Here is a 21127-nt window from a genome sequence, read left to right on the forward strand (position 1 = left end):
CCCGGACGCCAGCGTGTGACCATGATGAACACAATGCAGCACCGGCACCGGCCCTCCTGGGTGCCGGTGCGCGGACACCGGCTGCGCCTCGCCGGCGTGCACTTCGACGCCGTGCGGATCGCCGGCCGGTGGGGTGAGGCCGTCGCGGACGAGCTGATCGAGCGGACCGAGGACGACGCCGGGCCGATCGTGTGCGCGGGCGGCGCGGACACCCGGTGGGTGTACTTCCTGCTGCCGCCCGGGACGGTGCACCGGCACGACTGGCCGCTGGGCGTCCAGCGGTACGGCTGGCGCCCGCACCGGAGCGTCACCTACGTCGGCGTACCGGCCCTGGAGGGCAACACCTGGCCGCTGCGCTGGTACAGCGAGCCCACGCGCACGGCACCGTTCGTCGCGGCCGGGGCGCTGCTGGCGGTCACTTCTTCGCCGGGCGCAGGCCCAGCGGCCCCGCGATCTCCTGCACCATGACCCGGCCCGCCTCGAACTCCAGGGTGTCGTCGCCGAGGTCGGACTGGTCGGTGTCGAGGCCGTCCAGCTCCTCCAGGGGCTGGTTGAGGCGGACGTGGATGAGGACCGACTGCAGGGCGCGCAGCACGGCGGACGCCGTGGGGCCCCAGTTGGAGAAGTAGGAGAACTGCCACCACCACAGCGCCTCGGTGACGCGGCCGGCCCGGTAGTGGGCCATGCCGTGGCGCAGGTCGCTGATCACGTCGGCGAGGTCGTCGGACAGGCGGGCCGGCACGGGCGCCTTGCGGGGCTCGTAGGGGTCGAAGACCTCGGAGTAGACGTCGACCGGCTCCAGCAGCCGCCCGAGGTTCTCGCGCAGCTCGTCCATGTCGGTGTCCGGGCCGGCGTCGGGCTCGTAGCGCTCGTCGGGGACGAAGTCCTCGTGCGCGCCGAGCCGGCCGCCGGCCAGGAGGAGCTGGGAGACCTCCAGCAGGAGGAACGGGACGGCCGAGCCGGGCTCGTCGCCCCGGGCCACCTCCGTGACGGCCACCAGGAAGCTCTCGACCTGGTCCGCGATCTGGACCGCGAAGTCGTCCGGGTTGTGGTCGGTCGCGTGCAGCGTGGCGTCAGACATCTAGGAGTCGTCTCCCCTCGAAGGCGCGGCCGAGGGTCACCTCGTCCGCGTATTCCAGGTCGCCGCCCACCGGGAGGCCGCTGGCCAGGCGGGTGACCTTCAGGCCCATGGGCTTGATCATGCGGGCGAGGTACGTGGCCGTCGCCTCGCCCTCGAGGTTGGGGTCGGTGGCGAGGATCAGCTCGGTGACCGTGCCGTCGGCCAGCCGGGCGAGGAGTTCCCTGATGCGCAGGTCGTCCGGGCCGACGCCCTCGATGGGACTGATCGCGCCGCCGAGGACGTGGTACCGGCCGCGGAACTCGCGCGTGCGCTCGATGGCGACGACGTCCTTCGGCTCCTCGACCACGCAGATCACCGACGCGTCGCGGCGGGGGTCGCGGCAGATGCCGCACAGCTCCTCCTGCGCGACGTTGCCGCAGGTCGCGCAGAAGCGGACCTTCGCCTTGACCTCCATCAGGGCCTGCGCGAGCCGCCGCACGTCGGTCGGCTCGGCCTGGAGGATGTGGAAGGCGATCCGCTGCGCGCTCTTGGGACCGACGCCGGGCAGCCGCCCCAGCTCGTCGATGAGGTCCTGGACCACGCCTTCGTACAACGGACTGCCTTCTTCCTCGGGGTTCCTGCAGTACGTACGGTAGTTGGCCGCCGCCCCTCCTAGGAAGGCGGCGGCGGTGTCGCGCGGGGGGCGAACAGGGGAACGACCCGGGTCAGAAGGGCAGGCCCGGGATGCCGCTGCCGCCGCCCAGGCCCTGGGCCAGCGGGCCGAGCTTCTGCTGCTGGAGGGCCTGCGCGTTCTCGTTGGCCGCCTGGACGGCCGCGACGACCAGGTCGGCGAGGGTCTCGGTGTCCTCCGGGTCCACCGCCTTCGGGTCGATCTTCAGGGCGCGCAGCTCGCCCGCGCCGGTCACGGTGGCCTTCACCAGGCCGCCGCCCGCCTGTCCGTCGACCTCCGTGCGCGCCAGCTCCTCCTGGGCCTGCTGGAGGTCCTGCTGCATCTTCTGGGCCTGCTGGAGCAGCTGCTGCATGTTGGGCTGGCCACCACCGGGAATCACGATCACTCCTAGCGTCCGTACGGGTTGTTTCCCGCTCGGCACGAGCCTACGTGGTCCGGGTGACGCTCGCCCCGCCACTCTTTCGAGTGAGCCGATCGGCGGGTCTCCACCTGATCCAGGGCCTCTTCCGGGCGGAAAAGGTACGGAAGCGATCCCCGGACCGTCCGGGGAGCGGTAGGAAGGGTCCGGCGCAGGGTCAGGGCAGAGTCGTGAGGGAGTGCCGGGTGGGTCAGCCGGAGATGCAGCCCGAGGGTCCCCCTCAGCAGGGGCGGGGCGACGGCGCGGCCGGACTGCGGCCGGGCGACCTGTCCGGGCGGGCGTTCCCGCTCGGCGACTGGGGCGAACCGGCCGCCCGCCTCGACGAGCTGTACCGGTGGGTGGAGCGCGGCGCGCTGGAGACGGTGACCTGGTACCTCGCGGACCGGACGGGGAAGCGGCGCGGGGCGCGGGCGCTGCGCGCCGGGACCGCGGCGGGGGCGGTGACCGGCGCGGCGCTGCCGTTACTGGACCTGACCGGGGTGCTGGACGGCGCGGCGCGGTGGGGGTACCTGGCGCTGCTCGTGGCGGTGTCGTGCGTGGGCGCGGACCGGTTCTTCGGGGTGACGTCCGGCTGGATGCGGGACGTGGCGACGGCCCAGGCGGTGCAGCGGCGGCTCCAGGTGCTCCAGTTCGACTGGGCGGCGGAGAGCGTGCGCGAGGTCCTCGGGCCGGCCGAGGGCACGGCGGCGGAGGCGGCGGAGCGGTGCCTGGGGGTGCTGCGACGCTTCTCGGAGGACGTCACGGAGCTGGTCCGCACCGAGACCGCGGACTGGATGGTCCAGTTCCGCACGGGCCCGGCCCCCCTCGGCATCCAGTCGGCCCTGACCGCGGGCGGCCGGAGCGCCGACCTGCCCGACCGGGCCCGCTTCGCCGCCCACCCGAACGGCAGCCGCCCCAACATGCCGAGGCAGCGCCCGCCGGAACCCAGGTGAGCCCCGGGGTCCCCGTCACCCCTTGGCGTACGTCAGCTTCTCCCCCGTGCTCGTGTTCACCCGCTGCAGCCGCCCGTCCGACAGCAGCGTGACCTCCGTCGGCGCCCCCGGGGTGCACGACGTCCGCGGCTCCCCCGTGGTGACCTTCGAGGGACCGATCTCCAGCGGGCCGTTCCCGGAGGGCCGCGCCGTCAGGGCCGCGGTGAACTCGCAGTGGTAGTCCGCGCCCTCCGCGACCAGCGTGAGCACCGCGTCGCCCACGTCCCCCTGGACGAGGGTGAGGCGCCGCGTGTTGGTCCCGCCCGCGGTGTCGATCGTCGTGGTCCACGTGCCGAGGTACCCGTCCGGGACCGCCCCGTCCGTGCTCGCCGAGGGCGACGGCGACCCGGACGCCGACTCGGAGGGCGCCGGACCGTCCGACGACGTGGTGAGCGTCGGGCTCGGTGTCGTGCCGTGCGCCTGCCCGCCCCCGCCGTCGTCCCCGCCCCCGAGGAACGCGTACACCGATCCCCCGGCGGCCAGCGCCACCACCAGCGCGATCACGACGAGCAGCGCGGTCCGCCCCCCGCGCCGCTGCTCCTCGGGCTCGTCGTCGCCGGGACCGTACGGGCCGCCCGGACCGACGGGTCCGGGCGGGTCGTACGGCCCGTACGGCTGGGTGAGCGGCTGCCCGCCGTGGCCGGTGTACGGCGGCTGCGGCGCGGTCACGGAGGCGTACGGGTTGTCCGGCACGGGCTGCCCGGTCCAGGCGCCCTGCTGCGGGTGGCCGTAGGCCGGCTGCGGATGCGGCTGGGCGTGCCCGTACGCGGGCGGCGCGGGCGGCGGGACAGGCTGCGCGGGCACGCCGACGGGGCCCGGTGCCGGGGCGGGCCGGCCGGGCGAGCCGTGCTCGGGCACCGCCCCCTCCGGGTCCTCCGTGTCGAGCAGCCGTACGGCGTGCCGCCCGAGCTGCGCCACCAGCGCGCCCGGCAGCCACGGGTCGCGGGAGCGGCCCTCGAAGACGGTGTCCTCGGCGCCGGTGCGCTCCAGGATCCACTCCAGCGTCGGCCGGGCGGCCGGGTCCTTGCGCAGACAGGCCCGGACCAGGTCGGCGAGGCCCTCGGGCAGGCCCGTCAGGTCGGGTTCGCCCTCGGCGATCCGGTACATCAGGGCGTGCGCCCCGCTGTCGGCGGAGCCGAAGGGCGGCGTGCCGGTGGCCGCGTAGGCGAGGACCGAACCGAGGCAGAAGACGTCCGAGGCGGGCGTGATCCGCTCGCCGCGCACCTGCTCGGGCGCCATGAAGCCGGGCGAGCCGATCACCGCGCCGGTCCGGGTGAGGCCGTCGGTGCCGGGCGCGCCGGACGTCTCCAGCGCCCGGGCCACGCCGAAGTCGATGACCCGGGGCCCCTCGATGGTGACCATCACGTTGGACGGCTTGAGGTCGCGGTGGACGATGCCGGCCGCGTGGATGTTGGTGAGCGCGTGGGCGAGCCCGGCGGCGAGGATGCGCACCGACCGCTCGGGCAGCGGCCCGTGGTCGCGGCCCACGACCTGCTCCAGGCTGGGCCCGGCGACGTAGCCGGTGGCGACCCAGGGCACCGGCGCCTCGGTGTCGGCGTCGAGCACGGGCGCGGTCCAGTAGCCGCCGACCCGCTGGGCGTTGCGCACCTCCTGCCGGAAGCGCGCTCGGAACTCCTCGCGGGCCGCCAGGTCCGCCCGCACCAGCTTCACGGCGACCGTCCGCCCGCGGTCCGAGCGGGCGAGGTAGACCTGGCCCATGCCGCCGGCGCCCAGCCGCCCGAGCAGCCGGTAGCCACCGATGCGCTGCGGATCCCCCGGTCCCAGCTTCTCCATGGCCGCCTCACCTTCCCCCCACACACGTGTGATCGGGGCGAGGATAATCCCGCCGTCCGGGGAGTCGTGCGGCACGGTGTCTACGGTTCCGTAACGGGTGGCCCGAGCGCGTCCAGGACCTTCGCCAGCCGTTCCAGCGCGGCGACGGCCGCGGCCAGCTCCGCCTCCCCGTGCGCCTCGGCCAGCCGGTCGGCGAAGGCCGCGTGTCCCGGGCCGATGCGGGCGACGGCCTCGCGCCCGGCCGTGGTGGGCGCGAGGAGCTTGGCGCGGCGGTGCGCCGGGTTGGGCCGGTACTCGGCGAGGCCGCGCTCCACGAGCAGGTCGGCGATGCGCTGCACGCTCTGCCGGGTGATGCCCATGGCCCGGGCGATCCCGGCGACCGGCAGCGGCGCGGGCAGCACCGCGCCCAGCACCTGCCACCAGGCGGCGGTCAGCCCGGCGGGCCGGGCCAGTTCCTCGGCGACCGCGAGGAACTGGCCGTTGAGCCGGAACACCCCGAGCGCACCGCGGCTGAGCAGCTCCTGGCGCTCCCGGCTCACTCTGCGGCCGCCTGCTGGAGCACCGCGTAGGCGCCGGCGTCGGAGTCGTGGAACAGCCGGTACCAGGCGTCCAGCACCTCGCCCTCGTACACGCCGAGCAGCGCCAGCACCTCGCGGGCGAAGGCGACGGGCTCGGTCGGGCCCGCGGTGACCAGGCCGCGGTCGGTGACGGCGTCGGCCTCCACGTACCGCCCGCCGCCCGCGTAGCCGGAGGCGGCGAGGTAGAAGGAGACCGCGCTGGTGTGGTCGCGGTCGTCGAGCAGTCCCTCGCGGGCGAGGCCGAGGGTGGCGCCGCAGATCGCGGCGACGGGGACGCCGGCGTCCAGGAAGGCGCGGGCGGCGCGGGCGAAGGGGGCGAGGTCGTCGCCCGCGTCCCACAGGTCGGCGCCGGGCAGGATCAGCAGCGCCGCGTCCTCGGGGCGCAGGTCGGCCAGCGCCAGGTCGGGCCGCACGCGCAGCCCGCCGAGGGAGCGGACCTCGTCGGTGGTGGGGCCGACGGTGCGGACGGGGAAGCCGGCGCGGGCGAGGTGGGCGGTCGCGTGCCCGGTCTCCCAGTCGGCGAGGGTGTCGTACACGGCGAGGTACACGGGCTTGCGGTTCATGAGTCCTCCTCGGACCTCGCGACGAACCTGCATGACAGAATGCTGTCACTTAGACAGCGTGCTGTCAAAGTGGTACCGGCGACCGGCGACCCCGGTCGCTCCCGTACGCTCCCCACGCCCGACAACCTGTCGCGGAAACCCCGGGTCCGCAGACAGGACGCCGATACCGCTTCCGCATCGGGGACACTTACGCTCGCGGGCATGACCCCTCAGACCGACCCCCGGGCCGGCGCCGCCGTGAAGGCCGCCGACCGCGCGCACGTCTTCCACTCCTGGTCCGCGCAGGAACTCATCGACCCGCTCGCCGTGGCCGGCGCCGAGGGGTCGTACTTCTGGGACTACGACGGCAACCGCTACCTCGACTTCACCAGCGGGCTCGTCTACACGAACGTCGGCTACCAGCACCCCAAGGTCGTCGCCGCGATCCAGGAGCAGGCCGCCCGCCTGACCACCTTCGCGCCCGCGTTCGCCGTCGAGGCCCGCTCCGAGGCCGCCCGGTTGATCGCCGAGCGCACCCCCGGCGACCTCGACAAGATCTTCTTCACCAACGGCGGCGCCGACGCCGTCGAGCACGCGGTGCGCATGGCCCGGCTGCACACCGGCCGCCCCAAGGTCCTGTCGGCCTACCGCTCGTACCACGGGGGCACCCAGCAGGCCGTGAACCTCACCGGCGACCCGCGCCGCTGGGCCAACGACAGCGGCACCAACGGCGTCGTGCACTTCTGGGCGCCGTTCCTGTACCGCTCCCGCTTCTACGCCGAGACCGAGGAGCAGGAGTGCGCCCGGGCGCTGGAGCACCTGGAGACCACGATCGCCTTCGAGGGGCCCGGCACCGTCGCGGCGATCCTGCTGGAGACCATCCCGGGCACCGCGGGCATCATGGTCCCGCCGGCCGAGTACCTGGCCGGGGTGCGCGCGCTGTGCGACCGGTACGGCATCGTCCTCGTGCTGGACGAGGTCATGGCCGGCTTCGGCCGCACCGGCACCTGGTTCGCGGCCGACCTGTTCGACGTCGTGCCCGACCTGATGACCTTCGCCAAGGGCGTCAACTCCGGGTACGTCCCGCTCGGCGGCGTGGCGATCTCCGGGGAGATCGCGGAGACCTTCGGCAAGCGGCCCTACCCCGGCGGCCTGACGTACTCCGGGCACCCGCTGGCCTGCGCGGCCGCCGTCGCGACGATCGACGCCATGGCCGAGGAGGGCGTCGTCGAGAACGCCGCCCGGCTCGGCGCGTCGGTCGTGGAGCCGGGCCTGCGGGCGCTGGCCGAGCGGCACCCGAGCGTCGGCGAGGTGCGCGGCGTCGGCATGTTCTGGGCCCTCGAACTGGTCCGCGACCGCGAGACCCGCGAGCCGCTCGTGCCGTACAACGCGACCGGCGAGGCCAACGCGCCGATGGCCGCCTTCGCCGCCGCGGCCAAGCAGCACGGCCTGTGGCCGTTCGTGAACATGAACCGCACCCACGTGGTCCCGCCCTGCAACGCGAGCGAGGCCGAACTCAAGGAGGGCCTGGCGGCGCTGGACGCGGCGCTGTCGGTGGCCGACGAGTACACCGTGTCGTAGCGGTACGCCCCGAACGGGCCGGGCTCCTCCCGATTCGAACGCGTAAGGTGGCGTGCTCGTAGGACACAGACGAGCACGCCGCACGCGTGCGACCGGTCGCGACCACGAGGGAGACGTCCCGCCCATGCCCGGCACCAGCGGCACCGGCGCCGTGACGCGCAGCACCCTGCGGCAGCAGATCGCGGACGCGCTCCGCGACGAGGTGCTGGCGGGGCGCCTGCGGCCGGGCCAGGCGTTCACCGTGAAGGAGATCGCCGACCAGTACGGCGTCTCCGCGACCCCGGTCCGCGAGGCCCTGGTGGACCTGTCCGCGCAGGGACTGCTGGAGGCCGACCAGCACCGGGGCTTCCGGGTGCACGCCTACTCGGTGGCCGACCACCGGGGCATGGTCGAGGCGCGCAGCCTGATCACCGACGGCATGTTCCTCGCCCTGGAGGACGGCCACCCGGGCCTGCAGGACCTCGACGACCCGCGCACCGCCGCCGCCGTCGCGGGCGTACGGCGCCGCGGCGAGGAGGCCCAGCGCGCCGCGGCCGCCGGCGACCTCACCGTCCTCATCGGCTACGACCTGCGCTTCTGGCGCGAGTTGAGCGCCCTGTTCGGCAACCCCTACCTGGCCGACTTCCTGCACCGGCTGCGCGTGCAGTCCTGGGTGTGCACCGTGCAGCACCTGCGCCGCCTCACCGACCTGCGCGGCCACCTGTGGGCCGGGCACACCGAACTGGTCGACGCCCTGCTGGCCAAGGACATCCCCGCGGCCCGCTCGATCCTCACCGCGTACCACGCGCACTCCGCCGAGCTGGTCGAGCGCCTGGCCGAGGGATGAGACGGGCGGCCCCCGGGTGGGTATCCCGTGGGGGAAGGGGACCCGTACGACCGTGCCCGCCGCCGGGCGGCACCGACTACGCTTCCCTGACCGTACTGCGCACCGTACGCACCGAATGAGGAGCCCTCGTTGGCCTGTGACCTGTGGCTGGTACCGCTCGTCGACGTGTTGTGCCACACCCCCGACAACCCGTTCGCCGAGGAACTCGCGCAGTACAACAAGGCGCTCGCCGAGAACGGCCTCCCACCGGTCCCGGTGTACCAGTACATGCCGGGCCTGTCCGGCGAGGTCGCCCCGGTGGCCGGCTTCGACTACGACGCCCTGCACTTCCTGCGCCGCGCCTACCTGCTCCAGGTGTGCCGGCTGCCGGTGACGCCGGTCGACGAACTCGGCGGCGACTACGAGCAGTTGCTGGAGATGTTCGAGACCACGGCCCAGCAGTCCCACCTGGTGTGGCACTACGACCACGCGGGCGCCTACGTCCCGGTGGACTTCGCCCAGCCGCTGTCCAACGACGACCTGCTGGCCGGGGGCGGCCCGCTCGGCTCCTCGCAGGCACTGCTGCGCGAGCTGGAGCACGTCGCCCCGGCCATCGGCATCGATCCGGCCAACCCCCCGGCGGCCCCCCAGGCCCCCAGCGCTCCCACCGAGTTGGAGGAGCCCGCCGTCCCGGCGCCGTACGACCCCAGTCCCTTCGCCCGCGAACGCCACGTGTGGCTCGGGCTGCACGCGGCGGCCACCCGGTCGCTGGCGCAGGGCTCGATGATCGTCTTCAGCTGACCCGGCGCGGGGTCAGCCCAGTTGGGACAGACCCCGGTGCAGGTCGTCCACGTTCATGATGGGGTACACCTCGATCTCGGCGTTCAGCTGCGAGAAGAACGGCTCGCCGTTGCGCGGCATCTCGGAACTGTCCTGCATGTCGAGGAAGAGCAGGGCCGTCCGCCTGCCGCCGATGGCGCCGAAGTAGGCCGCCTCCGGCTTCAGCATGTCGAGGGTCTCCTGCAGCAGCTGGGGCATCTTGCCGCTGCGGATGACCTCGTTGGCCTTCTCCGTGTCCATGGTCGCCTTCATCAGCACGCGCATCGTGATCACCTTCTTCTGGCCGACGCACGCGAGTACGGGGTCAGAATATGCCCGAACGGGGCGTTTGGCACGGTTGGTGAAGGGGTAACGGGCGCGGCGCGGTGAGCGGGTCAGGGGCGGCCGATCAGGGTGATCTCCGGGGGCCACAGCACGCCGCTCGCCAGCAGCAACGAGGGGCCGAGGTGCACCGGGCACACCCGCAGCGGGGGCCTGTCGTGGCGGGCGACCTCGAAGACGGCCGGGTCGGAGCAGTCCGTGCCGTCGGTCCGGTCACCGTCACCGCCGTACGGTCCCCGGCACAACGCGCTCCGGTGGACGCCCATGAACCGATTGTCCCCCGGTCGGCGCGCTGCCGCCCGGGGGACGAACCGGTGCTGCCTCAGGCAGCGGTCACAGGAACGAGTTGATCTCGATCGTCTCGTCGCGGCCCGGGCCCACGCCGATCGCGGAGATCGGGGCGCCGGACATCTCCTCCAGCGCCTTGACGTAGTTCTGGGCGTTCTTCGGCAGGTCGGAGAACGACTTCGCCTTGGTGATGTCCTCGGACCAGCCCGGCAGCGTCTCGTAGACGGGCTTCGCGTGGTGGAAGTCCGACTGCGAGTAGGGCAGTTCCTCGACGCGCCTGCCGTCGATCTCGTAGGCGACGCAGACCGGGATCTGCTCCCAGCCGGTGAGCACGTCGAGCTTGGTGAGGAAGAAGTCGGTCAGGCCGTTCACGCGGGTCGCGTAGCGGGCGATGACCGCGTCGAACCAGCCGCAGCGGCGGTCGCGGCCCGTGGTGACGCCCCGCTCGCCGCCGATGCGGCGCAGCGCGTCGCCGTCCTCGTCGAACAGCTCCGTCGGGAACGGACCGGCGCCCACCCGCGTGGTGTACGCCTTCAGGATGCCGATGACCCGGCTGATCTTCGTCGGGCCGACGCCAGCACCCGTGCAGGCGCCGCCCGCGGTCGGGTTGCTGGAGGTCACGAAGGGGTACGTGCCGTGGTCGATGTCCAGGAGCGTGCCCTGGCCGCCCTCGAACAGCACCACCTTGTCGTCCTCCAGCGCCTGGTTCAGCACCAGCACGGTGTCGGCGACGTACGGAGCGAGCTTCTCCGCGTAGCCCACCAGCTCCTCGACCACCTGGTCGACGGCGATGGCACGCCGGTTGTAGAGCTTCGTGAGGATCTGGTTCTTGACGTCGAGGGCCGCCTCGACCTTCTGCGTCAGGATCGACTCGTCGTACAGGTCCTGCACGCGGATCCCGACGCGGTTGATCTTGTCGGCGTACGTCGGGCCGATGCCGCGCCCGGTGGTACCGATCTTGCGCTTGCCGAGGAACCGCTCGGTGACCTTGTCCACCGTCACGTTGTACGGCGTGATGATGTGAGCGTTGCCGCTGATCAGGAGTTTGGACGTGTCGACGCCTCGCTCGTTCAGACCGCTCAGCTCGGAGAGCAGGACCGACGGGTCGACGACGACGCCGTTGCCGATGACCGGCGTACAGGTGGGCGAGAGGATTCCGGAAGGGAGGAGGTGGAGTGCGTACTTCTGGTCGCCGACGACCACCGTGTGGCCGGCGTTGTTGCCGCCCTGGTAGCGCACTACATAGTCCACCGAGCCACCGAGCAGGTCGGTGGCCTTCCCCTTGCCTTCGTCACCCCACTGAGCACCGAGCAGCACAAGTGCGGGCACGCGCGTACACCCCTTCCGGGCGGGGCATGTCCAAGGTCAGGGGCGTGGGCGTAAGGTTCACCGCCGCGTGCCACCGCGACCGTCGTTGGCCGCACAACCGTCGGACCGGATGCCCCGGAATAGACGAAGCCCCTGGCGCAATAGCGCAAGGGGCTCTTGCACAAAGATGCTACCCGAGGAAGCGAGGCAGGACCGAGGTGGCGACTTCCGCGATGTCCGAACAGTTGCTGGTGGTCGTCGATCCGGTCGCCCGGCGGACGGACGGAGAGTCCGTACGCATCGCGAAAGACGTGCTCAGCGCGGGTGCGGCCACCAAGGTGTGCCTGCCCGAGGACGCCGAGGAGTTCGCCCGCGCCCTCACCCGGCGCGGCTCGCGCCGCCCGGTGGTGATCGGCGACGACCGCTCCCTGGTGCGCGCGGTGTCCCTGCTGCACCGGCGCCGCGAGCTGGCCGGCTGCGCCCTGTCGGTGGTCCCGGTCGGGCCCTGCCTGTCCGTGGCCCGCTCCCTGGGCGTCCCCGCGGGCACGGTCGCCGCCGCCCGGGCGGTCCTGGAGGGCAGGGAGCGCCGGCTGGACGTCCTGGTCGACGACAGCGACGGCGTGGTCCTGGGCGCCCTGCGCATACCGTCGGTGCCGCTGACGCCCTCCTGCGGGCCCGGTGAGCCCGCCGGGGCCCGGCCCTGGCTGCGCACCTGCCAGTCCCTGGTCCGCACCCTGGTCCCGGCCCGCCCCCAGCGGGTCGCCCCGGCGCCGGCGCCGGCCCCGCCCCGGCTGCGCGTCGAGGTCGACGACGAGACCCTGGTCGACCTCGGCCAACCCCTGGAGGCGGTCTCGGTGACCCCGGGCGCCGCCGGACTCGCCGACGTGGAGGTCCGGCCCCTGTCGGTCGGCGCGGAGGCGTCCCCGCTGCTGGCCCGGGGCCGACGGGTCACGGTCTCCGGCCCCGACTTCCGCTACCGCGCGGACGCGGGCGAGGCGGGCCCGGTCCGCCGCCGCACGTGGACGGTGTGGGAGGGGGCGCTGGGGCTGGTGCTGCCGGAGGGGTGAACGAGGCTGCCCGGTGGCTCGGGTGCGTCAGTCGACGTACTCCTTCAGCTTCTCGGTGTCGAGCTCGAAGCCGAGCGGCTGCGGGAGTTCCAGCCGGTCGCCGAACGGAACCCTGCGGATCGTCCGGTAGCCGACGTCCGGTTCGGGATCGCTGTGGAGCGCGACCGTGTACGAGTCCCGATCGACCAGGAGGTAGAACGGGATGCCCGCGGCACCGTAGGCGACCGGCTTCTCCTGCCGGTCGCGCCGGCCGGTGTCGGAGTCGTAGGACGTGACCTCGACGACGAGCAGGACCCCGCTCGGATCAGCCCACTCGCCATGCCCGGCGAAGTGCCCCTCGGGCACGAGGACGGCGTCGGGGCGGGCCCGCCCCTCGCGGTACCGCTCCACCTCGAGGCCCTGGTTCTGGTACAGGTCCAGGTCCGGCCTCGCCTGCATGCATCGCCGCGCCAGCCACATCACGATGGTGTTGTGGTCGCCGTCCGCCACTTTCCTGACCCCGATCCGTCCGTCGATGAACTCGAACCTGACGGCGTCGTCGGTCTCCTTCGCGGCGAATTCGGCGATCCGCTCGAAGTCCTCCACCGACATCTGGGACGTCTGCGACGTGCGCTCTGCCATGACCGCCATGGTGCCCCCCTTCGCAGGCGGCCACCAGCCTGGCAAAGCGCCGCGGAGACGGGAGCCGCACCGGTCGCCGATCAGCCGAACGAGTGATCAGCGGACCTCCACGGGCAGGCCCTCCAGGCCGCGGATCACGAAGTTCGGCTTGCGGGACGGGTCGCCGGCGAGGGTGAGCGTCGGGGTCCTCGTGAGCAGGGCCGTCATGGAGGCGGCCAGTTCGATGCGGGCCAGCGGGGCGCCGATGCAGTAGTGGATGCCGGCGCTGAAGGAGATGTGCGGGTTCTCCGCGCGGGTCAGGTCCAGGCGCTCCGGGTCGGCGAAGACGGCCGGGTCGTGGTTGGCGGACCCGAACAGCAGGGCCACCTCCGCGCCCTTCGGGACGGTCGTGCCGTCGATCTCGATGTCCTCCAGCACCCAGCGCTCGAAGAGCTGCAACGGGGTGTCGTACCGCATCAGCTCCTCGACCGCCGACGGCACCAGCGAGTGGTCGGCGCGCAGCGCGGCGAGCTGGTCAGGGTGGCGGAACAGCGCGTACCAGCCGTTGACCGTGGCGTTGACGGTCGCCTCGTGACCGGCGTTGAGCAGCAGCACGGCCGTGGAGATCATCTCCTGCTCGGTGAGCCGGTCGTCCTCGTCGTGCGCGGCGATGAGCCCGGAGATCAGGTCCTCCCCCGGCTCCCTCCGCCGCTCGGCGATCAGCCCGCGCAGGTAGTCCGAGAACTCCACCGACGCCCGTACGGCCCGCTCCGCAGTCTCCTCCGACGGGTTCAGCTCGTACATCCCGCAGATCGCCGCCGACCACGGCCGCAGCAGGTGCCGGTCCCCCTCCGGCACGCCCAGCATCTCCGCGATCACGGCGACGGGCAGCGGCTCGGCGACCTCGGTGAGCAGGTCGCCGCCGCCCCGCGCGCGCAGCCCCTCCACCAGCTCCCCGGCCAGCCGCTCGACGTAGGGCCGCAGCCGCTCCACCGTGCGCGGGGTGAACGCCTTCGACACCAGCCGCCTGATCCGGGTGTGGTCCGGGGGCTCCAGGTCCAGCATCCCGTGGTCGTTGAGCGTGTGGAACGGCTCGTGCTCCGGCGGCGGCGCCGTCCGCCCGAACTCCTCGTGCGCGTACCGGTGCAGGTACGTCCGCCCCAGCCGCCGGTCCCGCAGCAGCGCCGACACGTCCGCGTGGTGCGGCACGAGCCACTGGTCGGTGGCCTCGAAGTACCGCACCCTCCCCTGGGCGCGCAGCTCGGCATAGGCGGGGTAGGGGTCGGCCACGAACGCCGGGTCCCACGGATCGAAGGCAACCATGCGGGGACGCTACCCGCCCGGCCCCCCACTGACCAGGGGGTTCCCGCACCCCGGCAGGCGCTGCCCCGCCCGGCTACCCCGGCGTCACCAGCCGCGCCTCGTACGCGAACACCGCCGCCTGCGTGCGGTCCCGCAGGCCCAGCTTCACCAGGATCCGGCTGACGTGGGTCTTGACCGTCGACTCGGCGACCACCAGCCGCTCGGCCATCTCGGCGTTGGACAGGCCCTGCGCGATGAGGACCAGCACCTCCGTCTCCCGCTCGGTGAGGTCGCCGTAGGCGGCCTGGGCGGCCGGGGGCAGGCGCGGGGCGTCCCCGAGCTTGGAGAACTCCGTGATCAGCCGCTTGGTGACCGACGGCGCCAGCAGGGCCTCGCCCGCCGCCACCACCCGCACCCCGTCGGCGAGCTGCCGCGCCGAGGCGTCCTTCAGCAGGAACCCCGAGGCCCCGGCGCGCAGCGCCTGGTAGACGTACTCGTCCAGGTCGAACGTGGTCAGCACCAGCACCTTCGCCGTGGTGTCCGAGGCCACGATCTCCCGGGTCGCCTCGATGCCGTTCAGCTCGGGCATGCGGATGTCCATCAGCACCACGTCGGGGGCCAGCTCACGGACCTGCCGCACCGCCTCCCGGCCGTTCACCGCCTCGCCGACCACCTCGATGTCCGGCATGGCGTTGAGCAGGACCGAGAAGCCCTCGCGGACCATCATCTGGTCGTCCGCGACCAGCACCCGGATCGTCACGCCTCCTCCTCGCCCGTGGAGCGCGCCGGCAGGAACACCGTCACCTCGTAGCCCCCGGCCTGCGTCGGGCCGGCCGTCATCTCGCCGTCCAGCATCGACACCCGCTCCCGCATCCCCGTGATCCCGTGGCCGGCGCCCGGCGAGGGCCGCACCTGGCCGGGCTCCGGGGGCGCGGAGTTGACGACGCGCAGGCCCAGTCCGCCGAGGACGTAGGCGACCTCCACCCGGGCACCCGCGCCCGGCGCGTGCCGCAGGGCGTTGCTCAGCGCCTCCTGCACGATCCGGTACGCCGACAGCTCCACCCCCTGCGGCAGCTCCCGCACCGCCCCGGTCACCGTCTTGCTCACCTCCAGGCCCGCATCGCGCACGTTGGCCAGCAGGGCGTCCAGGTCGGCGAGCGTGGGCTGCGGGGCGTCCGGGGCCTCGTAGTCCTCGGCGCGGACCACGCCCAGCACCCGACGCAGCTCGGTCAGGGCCGCCACCGCGTTCTCCCGGATGGTGGCGAACGCCTTCTCCAGCTCCTCCGGAGGGTTCTCCACCCGGTACGGCGCGGCCTCCGCCTGGATGGCGACCACCGACATGTGGTGGGCGACCACGTCGTGCAGTTCACGGGCGATCGTGGTGCGCTCCTCCAGCAGGGTCCGGCGGGAGCGCTCGTGCGCGGTGGCGGTGCGCTGGGCGGTCACCTCCTGCCGGGCGTCGCGCCGGATGTGCCAGACGGTGACCGCCAGCAGGGCGATCGCGGAGACGACCAGCATCGGCGCGGTGTTGGAGCCGTAGTCGTCGCCACCGCCGAACAGGAACTCCGCGACGAAGCCGTAGGCCCCCGTGACCACCCACATCCAGGCCGCCGTGCGCGGGCGGGTGCGTATCGCGACGATCGTCAGCACCGCCACGTGGGACACGCCCGAGCCCGGCAGCCACGGCCAGTCCAGCAGGGAGCCGCTGAGCACGGTCACGAACGTCGTCACCACGAAGGACAGCCAGAAGGCGCCGACCGGCCGGATCAGGGTGAGCAGCACCGGCACGGCGACCAGCACTCCGGCGAGCGTCGACCCCACGCCCCCGCCGGTCGAGGCCCACCCCACCAGCATGGCGAACACGGCCACGCCCGCCACCAGCCAGTGCGGCGTCCACAGGGCGCGCTGCCGCAGGCGGGGCGTGAGGCGGCCGGTGATCGGGCCGTCCACGCTCATCGCGGGCAGCGGGCGGTAGGCGAACGCGTCGTGGAACAGGTCCTGGCGCAGGCCCCGCAGGGCGCCCGCCGCGAGCCGGTACTCCGGGCTGCGCGGTCGGCCGCCCGCTGCGGACGGGGCCGTCTGGGTGTGGGTCGTCTCGGTCACGCTCCCAAAGTAGAGGCGGCGGGAGGTACCCGGCGTCACCAGTGAGAGGGGTCCTGCGGCATCCGTCTCAGGTACTACGGGTCCTGCCGCCGGCTCAGTAACCCGACGGGCGCACCAGTCCCGACTCGTACGCGAACACCGCCGCCTGGGTGCGGTCCCGCAGGCCCAGCTTGACCAGGATGCGGCCCACGTGGGTCTTCACGGTCTGCTCGGCCACGACCAGGTGCCGGGCGATCTCCGCGTTGGACAGGCCCTGCGCGATCAGCGTGAGGACCTCCGTCTCCCGCTCGGTGAGGTCGCCGACGCGCTCCTTCAGCGGCGGGCGGGGCGTGCCGTTCAGCCGGGAGAACTCGGTGATCAGCTTGCGGGTGATCCCCGGCGCGAGCAGCGCGTCCCCGGCCGCGATGACCCGGACCGCCTCGGCGAGCTGGTCGGCGGAGGCGTCCTTCAGCAGGAACCCGGACGCGCCGGCGCTCAGCGCGTCGTACACGTGCTCGTCCAGGTCGAACGTCGTCAGCACCAGCACCTTGATGTCCGGGGTGGCCGCCTTGATGCGCCGGGTCGCCTCGATGCCGCCCAGCTCGGGCATGCGGATGTCCATCAGCACGACGTCCGGGAGCAGGCGGTCGACCTGCTCCACCGCGTCCAGGCCGTGCACCGCCTGCCCGATCACGTCGATGTCGGGGTAGGCGTTGAGCAGCACGGTGAAGCCCTGCCGGACCATCTGCTGGTCGTCGGCGATCAGCACACGGATCGTCCCGGCGGCGGGGGCCTCGGCGGGAGCGCCGGTCGGGCCGCTCACGGGGTCGGTAGAAGCACTGGTCGGGGCACTTGTCGGAGCACCGGTCGAGCCACTGGTCGGGCCGCTCGTCATGGGGTCTTGTCTCCTGTCGGGGGCGGGTCCGGGAAGAACAGTTCCATGCCGTCCGCCGGTCCGGTGCCCCCGTCCGGTCCGGTGGACCGCGCGGTGCCGTCACGCGGCAGGAAGGCGAGCACGCAGAACCCGCCGTGCAGCGTGGGGTGCGCGGTGACCCGTCCGCCGAGCATCGCCGCCCGCTCGCGCATGCCGAGCAGGCCGTGCCCCATCCCGGGTCCCGCACCGGCGTCCGCACCGGCGGGCCGCGGGCCGGGCCGGCTCGGGCGGGAGTTCGTGATCTCCAGGCACAGACCGTCCGGCCGGTGCGTCAGCTCCACCCGCACCCGGGCGCCCGGCGCGTGCCGCATGGCGTTGCTCAGCGCCTCCTGCACGATCCGGTACGCCGAGAGCTGCACGCCCGGCGGGTACACCGGTGCCGGCCCCCTGACCTCGCTGACCACGTCGAGCCCGGCGGCCCGGGTGTTCTCGATCAGGGCGTCCAGGTGGTCGAGGGTGGGCTGCGGGGCGTCGGCCGCGGCACCGCCGGTGGCCCCGAGCCCGTAGGGGTCGTCGGGGTTCTCCGAGCGCAGCACGCCCAGCACCCGGCGCAGTTCGGCCAGGGCCTCCAGTGCGTTCTGCCGGATGCCGTCGAGGTTCTCCCTGAGCTCCCGCGACGGGTTCTCCACGAGGTGGGGGGCGACCTGCGCCTGGATGGAGATGACCGACATGTGGTGGGCGACCACGTCGTGCAGCTCGCGCGCGATGCGGTTGCGCTCCTCCAGCAGGGTGCGCCGGGCGCGCTCCTCGGCGGTGATCCCGGTCTGTTCGACGAGCTGGTGGCGAGCCTCTCGGCGGCCGCGCAGGGCGGTGCCGAGGACGGTGACGCCCGCGAAGAGCGCCACCCCGAGGACGCCGGTCGGCGCGTAGGAGTCGCCCCCTATCAGGCCCTCCAGCCCGTAGGTCAGCAGCGCGGTCGCCGCGAGGACCTCGGCGGACACCCGGGTGGGCAGCCGCAGCGCGAGCAGGAACAGCACCAGGCACTGCCCGACCAGGCTCGCCGGTCCCCACGGCCAGGGACGCTCGGCCCCGCTCCCGTCGAGCAGCATCGGACGGGCGCCCAGCGCCACCACCACGGTCACCCCGGTCGACAGCCACCAGGCCGGCACCGGGCGCCACAGGGCGAGGGCCACCGCCACGCCCTGCGCGGTCGCGCACAGCAGCCCGAACTGCGGGCCGAGGCCGTACCGCTGCACGAACTGGTCCGTGTTGGCGACCGCCACCGCGAACGCCACCAGGCAGACCAGGCCGTGCGGCAGCCACCGCAGCCACACCGACGGCGGCAACGGCGCCGCCCGGAGCGTCCACAAGTCCTCGCGCAGCACCCGCAGTCCACGGGTCAGCCGCTTCTCCACCCCGCCCACCCGCACCACCCTATGCACGCCGCACCGCCTCCCCGGCGGCGCTGTCCGACGCCCGCCCCACCCGCACCACGCGGCTGGGGCCCGCGGTCCGCGCCCGGCGGGCCCGTCGCTGCTCGAACCCGTGGAACGCCGCCCAGCACACGGCCAGCGCCAGCGCGAACACCGGCAGCCACAGCAGCCGGGCGGCCACCCAGGCCGTGCCGTCCGGCACGGTGTGCAGACCGGGCAGCCGGCCGGCCGCCAGAGCGGTGGCCGTGGTCGCCATCATGGCCGTCTGGTGCCACAGGAACAGCGTCATCGCCGACAGGTTCACCAGCGCGACCGCCGCCCACGGCACGGGCCGGCGCACCGCCCGGCGCAGCCGCTCCCGCAGCAGCAGCGCCAGCCCGCACTGGGCCAGGCCGAACGTCACCGCGGCCAGCGTCGGTGGGTTCAGGTTGGAGACCGCCGCGCCGGGCACGCCGACCATCGACGCCGGATAGCCCGCGCAGGCGACCAGCAGCGCCGTCGCCACCGCGCCGCCCGCCAGCAGCGCCCAGCCCGCGCGCGGGCGCTCCAGCTCGCCCCGCGTCCACGCCGCGCCCAGGGTGTACGGGACCAGCCAGCCTGCGGCCAGGTTGACCCAGCCGAGCCAGGCGGGGCCCCCGAGGCCGAAGCGCACCAGGTCGACGTGCAGGACGACCGCCAGCGGCCACAGCGGGTTCAGCCGGGTCAGCAGCGGGGTCGCCGCCGTCAGCGCCGCGAACACCAGCAGGAACCACAGGGGCGACAGCGCCAGCTTCACCACCGTGTGCACGGTGACGAAGGACGCGCCCGTCAGGAGCAGCCCCGCCGCCGCCACCGTCCACACCCCCAGCACGGCGGCGACCGGCCCGAACAGCCGCGCCAGCCGCGCCCGCAGCCACGCGCCGTACGACGTGCCCCGTGCGCGGGCCGAGGCGAGGCCCTTCGTCGCCACGTGGCCGCCCACCAGGAAGAACACCGCGAGTGTCTGGAACACCCAGGACACCGGGGCCAGCCACGGCATGTGCCCCAGCGGGCTGGCCGCGCGCAGGGCGGTGCCGTCGGCGACCAGGGCGGTCACCAGCCAGTGGCCGAGGACCACGCCGAGGATCGCGCAGGCGCGCAGGGCGTCCACCGCGCGGTCGCGGCCGGGCGGGGTGGCGGCGTCGATCCGGACGGCCGCCCGCCGTATCCGCGCGCGGAGCGCGGGGGCGGTCGTGCCGCGGGGGGTCCCGGGCCGTGTCCGCGCCCTAGGCACGGGTCACCTCCGCGGTCCGGCCGAGGACGATCCGGGCGACGTTGGCCAGGGAGGCGGAGCCCGCCGCGAAGTAGTCGCTGTGGCCGCCCGGTCCGGCGGCGAAGACGTCGGCGCCGAAGGACGGGGACACCGGGTCGGTGCCGAAGCCGACGGTCGTGCCGAACAGGTCCGCGCTGACGTGCGGGACGTGCGCCACCCAGTCGTCGGCGCCCCGGGCCGCCCACACCCGCGCCCGGGTGTCCAGGCCGGCGGCGGTGTCCGCGCCCGTGCCGGGGCTGCCGAGCAGGACCAGGTCGTCGACGTCCGCGCCGGCCGCCGTGCGGGCGCACACCACCGAGCCGTACGAGTGGCACACCAGCGTCAGCCGGGCGCCGGGTCCCGTGACGCCCCGCAGCTCGCGCAGGAAGTCCCGCAGGCGCGGGGCCGCTTCGTCGGCGCGGGCCGTCGTCGTCACCGCGGTGCTGACCGTGCCCGGTGTGCGGTAGCCGAGCCAGGCGACCACCGCCGTGCGGGTGCCGGGCGGGGCCGTCCGGGCGAGCCGGTGGTGCAGGGACACGGCGGCCGTGCGCAGGCGGGCGTAGGTGTCCAGCGAGGTGTCGGAGCCCGGGACCAGCACCGCGATCCGGTCGGCGCGGGCCAGGTCGCCGAAGACCTCGGTGACCAGGCCCGGCCCGCGCCCGTCGAAGGCCAGCAGGGCGCCGGCCGGGGCGGCCAACGCCCGCTCCGCCGCCGCGCGGTGGCCGTCGCCGTGGGCCGCGGCCATCCGGGAGGCGAGCGCCGCGTTCGCCCGGTTGGCGGCGTACGCCTGCGTCAGCGTCGCGGCGGTGACCGGGGCGAGGGCGGCCGGAGGCGGGGCTGGGATGCCGGGGCGGGCCGCGCCGGACAGCGGGACGACCAGGGCGGCGACCACCAGAGCGGCGAGCAGCGCCCGCAGGGGCCGCAAGGGCCGCAGGAGCCGCAGGAGCCGCAAGGGCCGCAGGAGCCGTAGGCGGGGACGGTCCCGCGCCGCGTCCCCGCGCACCTCCCCGTCCCGGCCCGCGCCACCGGCCGCACCCGCACCCGCCCCCCGGCCGACGCCACCGGCCGCACCCGCACCCGTCCCCCGGCCCGCTTCACGGGCCGCACCCGCACCCGCCTCCGCCCCGGTCACCGCACCCGCACCCGCACCCGTCACCGCGCCCATGCCCGTCGTCCTCCCCGCCCGCCCGGTCCGCCCGTCGGACCGCTCTGGCTGGGAAGTTACGGATCAGCGCACGTGGTTCGCGTCCCGCCGCAGAGCTCTTTCGCGCTGTAGCTCTCAGGTATTACGGGTACGACAGG

Annotated in this window: 23 protein-coding genes; 6 read left to right on the forward strand and 17 right to left on the reverse strand. The window is 74.1% G+C overall.

Going from position 1 to position 21127, the window contains the following annotated elements; all coding sequences use genetic code 11:
• Window positions 1–21 precede the first annotated feature (21 nt).
• On the forward strand, window positions 22–468 hold the full coding sequence (locus tag E4U92_RS28775; RefSeq protein ID WP_373311670.1) for a hypothetical protein: 447 nt from the start codon (window positions 22–24) through the stop codon (window positions 466–468).
• On the opposite strand, the gene E4U92_RS28780 is transcribed toward E4U92_RS28775, so the two are convergent.
• The 3 genes from E4U92_RS28780 to E4U92_RS28790 all read right to left on the reverse strand — a co-directional run bounded on the left by E4U92_RS28780 (window position 416) and on the right by E4U92_RS28790 (window position 2130).
• Entirely contained in the window at window positions 416–1081 is a 666-nt protein-coding gene (locus tag E4U92_RS28780) for a DUF5063 domain-containing protein (RefSeq protein ID WP_137303341.1), read from the reverse strand. The genes E4U92_RS28775 and E4U92_RS28780 overlap by 53 nt on opposite strands.
• Window positions 1074–1673, reverse strand: a complete 600-nt coding sequence (gene recR / locus E4U92_RS28785) for a recombination mediator RecR (RefSeq protein ID WP_067240942.1) — start codon at window positions 1671–1673, stop codon at window positions 1074–1076. The genes E4U92_RS28780 and recR overlap by 8 nt, the downstream gene beginning before the upstream one ends.
• A gap of 112 nt (window positions 1674–1785) precedes the next feature.
• The gene (locus tag E4U92_RS28790; protein ID WP_137303342.1) at window positions 1786–2130 is read right to left on the reverse strand and encodes a YbaB/EbfC family nucleoid-associated protein; all 345 of its coding nucleotides are present in this window, start codon (window positions 2128–2130) and stop codon (window positions 1786–1788) included.
• A gap of 224 nt (window positions 2131–2354) precedes the next feature.
• Between E4U92_RS28790 and E4U92_RS28795 the strand changes: the two genes are divergently transcribed.
• Window positions 2355–3101: an SLATT domain-containing protein gene (locus E4U92_RS28795; RefSeq protein WP_137303343.1), complete on the forward strand. Its 747-nt coding sequence runs from the start codon at window positions 2355–2357 to the stop codon at window positions 3099–3101.
• A 15-nt stretch (window positions 3102–3116) separates the two neighbouring features.
• Here E4U92_RS28795 and E4U92_RS28800 read toward each other — a convergent pair whose 3' ends face one another.
• The 3 genes from E4U92_RS28800 to E4U92_RS28810 all read right to left on the reverse strand — a co-directional run bounded on the left by E4U92_RS28800 (window position 3117) and on the right by E4U92_RS28810 (window position 6075).
• Window positions 3117–4934 (reverse strand): serine/threonine-protein kinase, encoded by a 1818-nt coding sequence (locus tag E4U92_RS28800; RefSeq protein ID WP_137303344.1) that lies wholly within the window; start codon window positions 4932–4934, stop codon window positions 3117–3119.
• Between the two features lie 80 nt (window positions 4935–5014).
• On the reverse strand, window positions 5015–5473 hold the full coding sequence (locus E4U92_RS28805; protein WP_137303345.1) for a MarR family winged helix-turn-helix transcriptional regulator: 459 nt from the start codon (window positions 5471–5473) through the stop codon (window positions 5015–5017).
• Entirely contained in the window at window positions 5470–6075 is a 606-nt protein-coding gene (locus E4U92_RS28810; protein WP_137303346.1) for a DJ-1/PfpI family protein, read from the reverse strand. Before E4U92_RS28810 ends, E4U92_RS28805 begins: the two co-directional genes overlap by 4 nt.
• Window positions 6076–6276: 201 nt before the next feature.
• Here E4U92_RS28810 and E4U92_RS28815 point away from each other — a divergent pair, with 201 nt between their 5' ends.
• The 3 genes from E4U92_RS28815 (at window position 6277) to E4U92_RS28825 (ending at window position 9241) form a co-directional block, all read left to right on the forward strand.
• Complete coding sequence (locus E4U92_RS28815; protein WP_137303347.1) at window positions 6277–7635, forward strand: aspartate aminotransferase family protein; 1359 nt, start codon at window positions 6277–6279, stop codon at window positions 7633–7635.
• Between the two features lie 124 nt (window positions 7636–7759).
• Window positions 7760–8461, forward strand: coding sequence for a GntR family transcriptional regulator (locus E4U92_RS28820; protein ID WP_137303348.1), 702 nt, complete (start codon window positions 7760–7762; stop codon window positions 8459–8461).
• Between the two features lie 129 nt (window positions 8462–8590).
• Complete coding sequence (locus E4U92_RS28825; protein WP_137303349.1) at window positions 8591–9241, forward strand: hypothetical protein; 651 nt, start codon at window positions 8591–8593, stop codon at window positions 9239–9241.
• Window positions 9242–9253: 12 nt separating this feature from the next.
• Here the strand turns inward: E4U92_RS28825 and E4U92_RS28830 are convergent, their stop codons facing one another.
• From E4U92_RS28830 to E4U92_RS28840, 3 genes are all read right to left on the reverse strand, one after another.
• Complete coding sequence (locus tag E4U92_RS28830) at window positions 9254–9544, reverse strand: hypothetical protein (RefSeq protein WP_137303350.1); 291 nt, start codon at window positions 9542–9544, stop codon at window positions 9254–9256.
• A 110-nt stretch (window positions 9545–9654) separates the two neighbouring features.
• Window positions 9655–9867: a hypothetical protein gene (locus tag E4U92_RS28835; RefSeq protein WP_137303351.1), complete on the reverse strand. Its 213-nt coding sequence runs from the start codon at window positions 9865–9867 to the stop codon at window positions 9655–9657.
• Between the two features lie 67 nt (window positions 9868–9934).
• Window positions 9935–11218, reverse strand: a complete 1284-nt coding sequence (locus E4U92_RS28840; RefSeq protein ID WP_137303352.1) for an adenylosuccinate synthase — start codon at window positions 11216–11218, stop codon at window positions 9935–9937.
• Window positions 11219–11430: 212 nt separating this feature from the next.
• Between E4U92_RS28840 and E4U92_RS28845 the strand changes: the two genes are divergently transcribed.
• A complete protein-coding gene (locus E4U92_RS28845; RefSeq protein WP_137303353.1) occupies window positions 11431–12264 on the forward strand; it encodes a diacylglycerol kinase family protein in 834 nt (277 codons plus the stop codon).
• 27 nt (window positions 12265–12291) lie between these two features.
• On the opposite strand, the gene E4U92_RS28850 is transcribed toward E4U92_RS28845, so the two are convergent.
• The 8 genes from E4U92_RS28850 to E4U92_RS28885 all read right to left on the reverse strand — a co-directional run bounded on the left by E4U92_RS28850 (window position 12292) and on the right by E4U92_RS28885 (window position 20777).
• The gene (locus E4U92_RS28850) at window positions 12292–12894 is read right to left on the reverse strand and encodes a Uma2 family endonuclease (protein ID WP_137303354.1); all 603 of its coding nucleotides are present in this window, start codon (window positions 12892–12894) and stop codon (window positions 12292–12294) included.
• An 87-nt stretch (window positions 12895–12981) separates the two neighbouring features.
• On the reverse strand, window positions 12982–14187 hold the full coding sequence (locus E4U92_RS28855) for a cytochrome P450 (RefSeq protein WP_137303355.1): 1206 nt from the start codon (window positions 14185–14187) through the stop codon (window positions 12982–12984).
• Between the two features lie 73 nt (window positions 14188–14260).
• Window positions 14261–14926 (reverse strand): response regulator, encoded by a 666-nt coding sequence (locus tag E4U92_RS28860; protein WP_137303356.1) that lies wholly within the window; start codon window positions 14924–14926, stop codon window positions 14261–14263.
• Window positions 14923–16269 carry a sensor histidine kinase gene (locus tag E4U92_RS28865; RefSeq protein ID WP_137303357.1) on the reverse strand — a complete coding sequence of 449 codons (1347 nt, stop codon included), beginning with the start codon at window positions 16267–16269 and terminating at the stop codon, window positions 14923–14925. The genes E4U92_RS28860 and E4U92_RS28865 overlap by 4 nt, the downstream gene beginning before the upstream one ends.
• Before the next feature lie 94 nt (window positions 16270–16363).
• Entirely contained in the window at window positions 16364–17071 is a 708-nt protein-coding gene (locus E4U92_RS28870; RefSeq protein ID WP_268253542.1) for a response regulator, read from the reverse strand.
• A gap of 68 nt (window positions 17072–17139) precedes the next feature.
• Entirely contained in the window at window positions 17140–18555 is a 1416-nt protein-coding gene (locus tag E4U92_RS28875; protein WP_373311675.1) for a sensor histidine kinase, read from the reverse strand.
• Between the two features lies 1 nt (window position 18556).
• A complete protein-coding gene (locus tag E4U92_RS28880) occupies window positions 18557–19807 on the reverse strand; it encodes an acyltransferase family protein (protein ID WP_137303359.1) in 1251 nt (416 codons plus the stop codon).
• On the reverse strand, window positions 19800–20777 hold the full coding sequence (locus tag E4U92_RS28885; RefSeq protein ID WP_241681785.1) for an alpha/beta hydrolase: 978 nt from the start codon (window positions 20775–20777) through the stop codon (window positions 19800–19802). Before E4U92_RS28885 ends, E4U92_RS28880 begins: the two co-directional genes overlap by 8 nt.
• Between the last annotated feature and the right edge of the window lie 350 nt (window positions 20778–21127).

Origin of the sequence: Streptomyces galbus (assembly GCF_005280195.1) — a bacterium.
GTDB lineage: Bacteria > Actinomycetota > Actinomycetes > Streptomycetales > Streptomycetaceae > Streptomyces > Streptomyces galbus.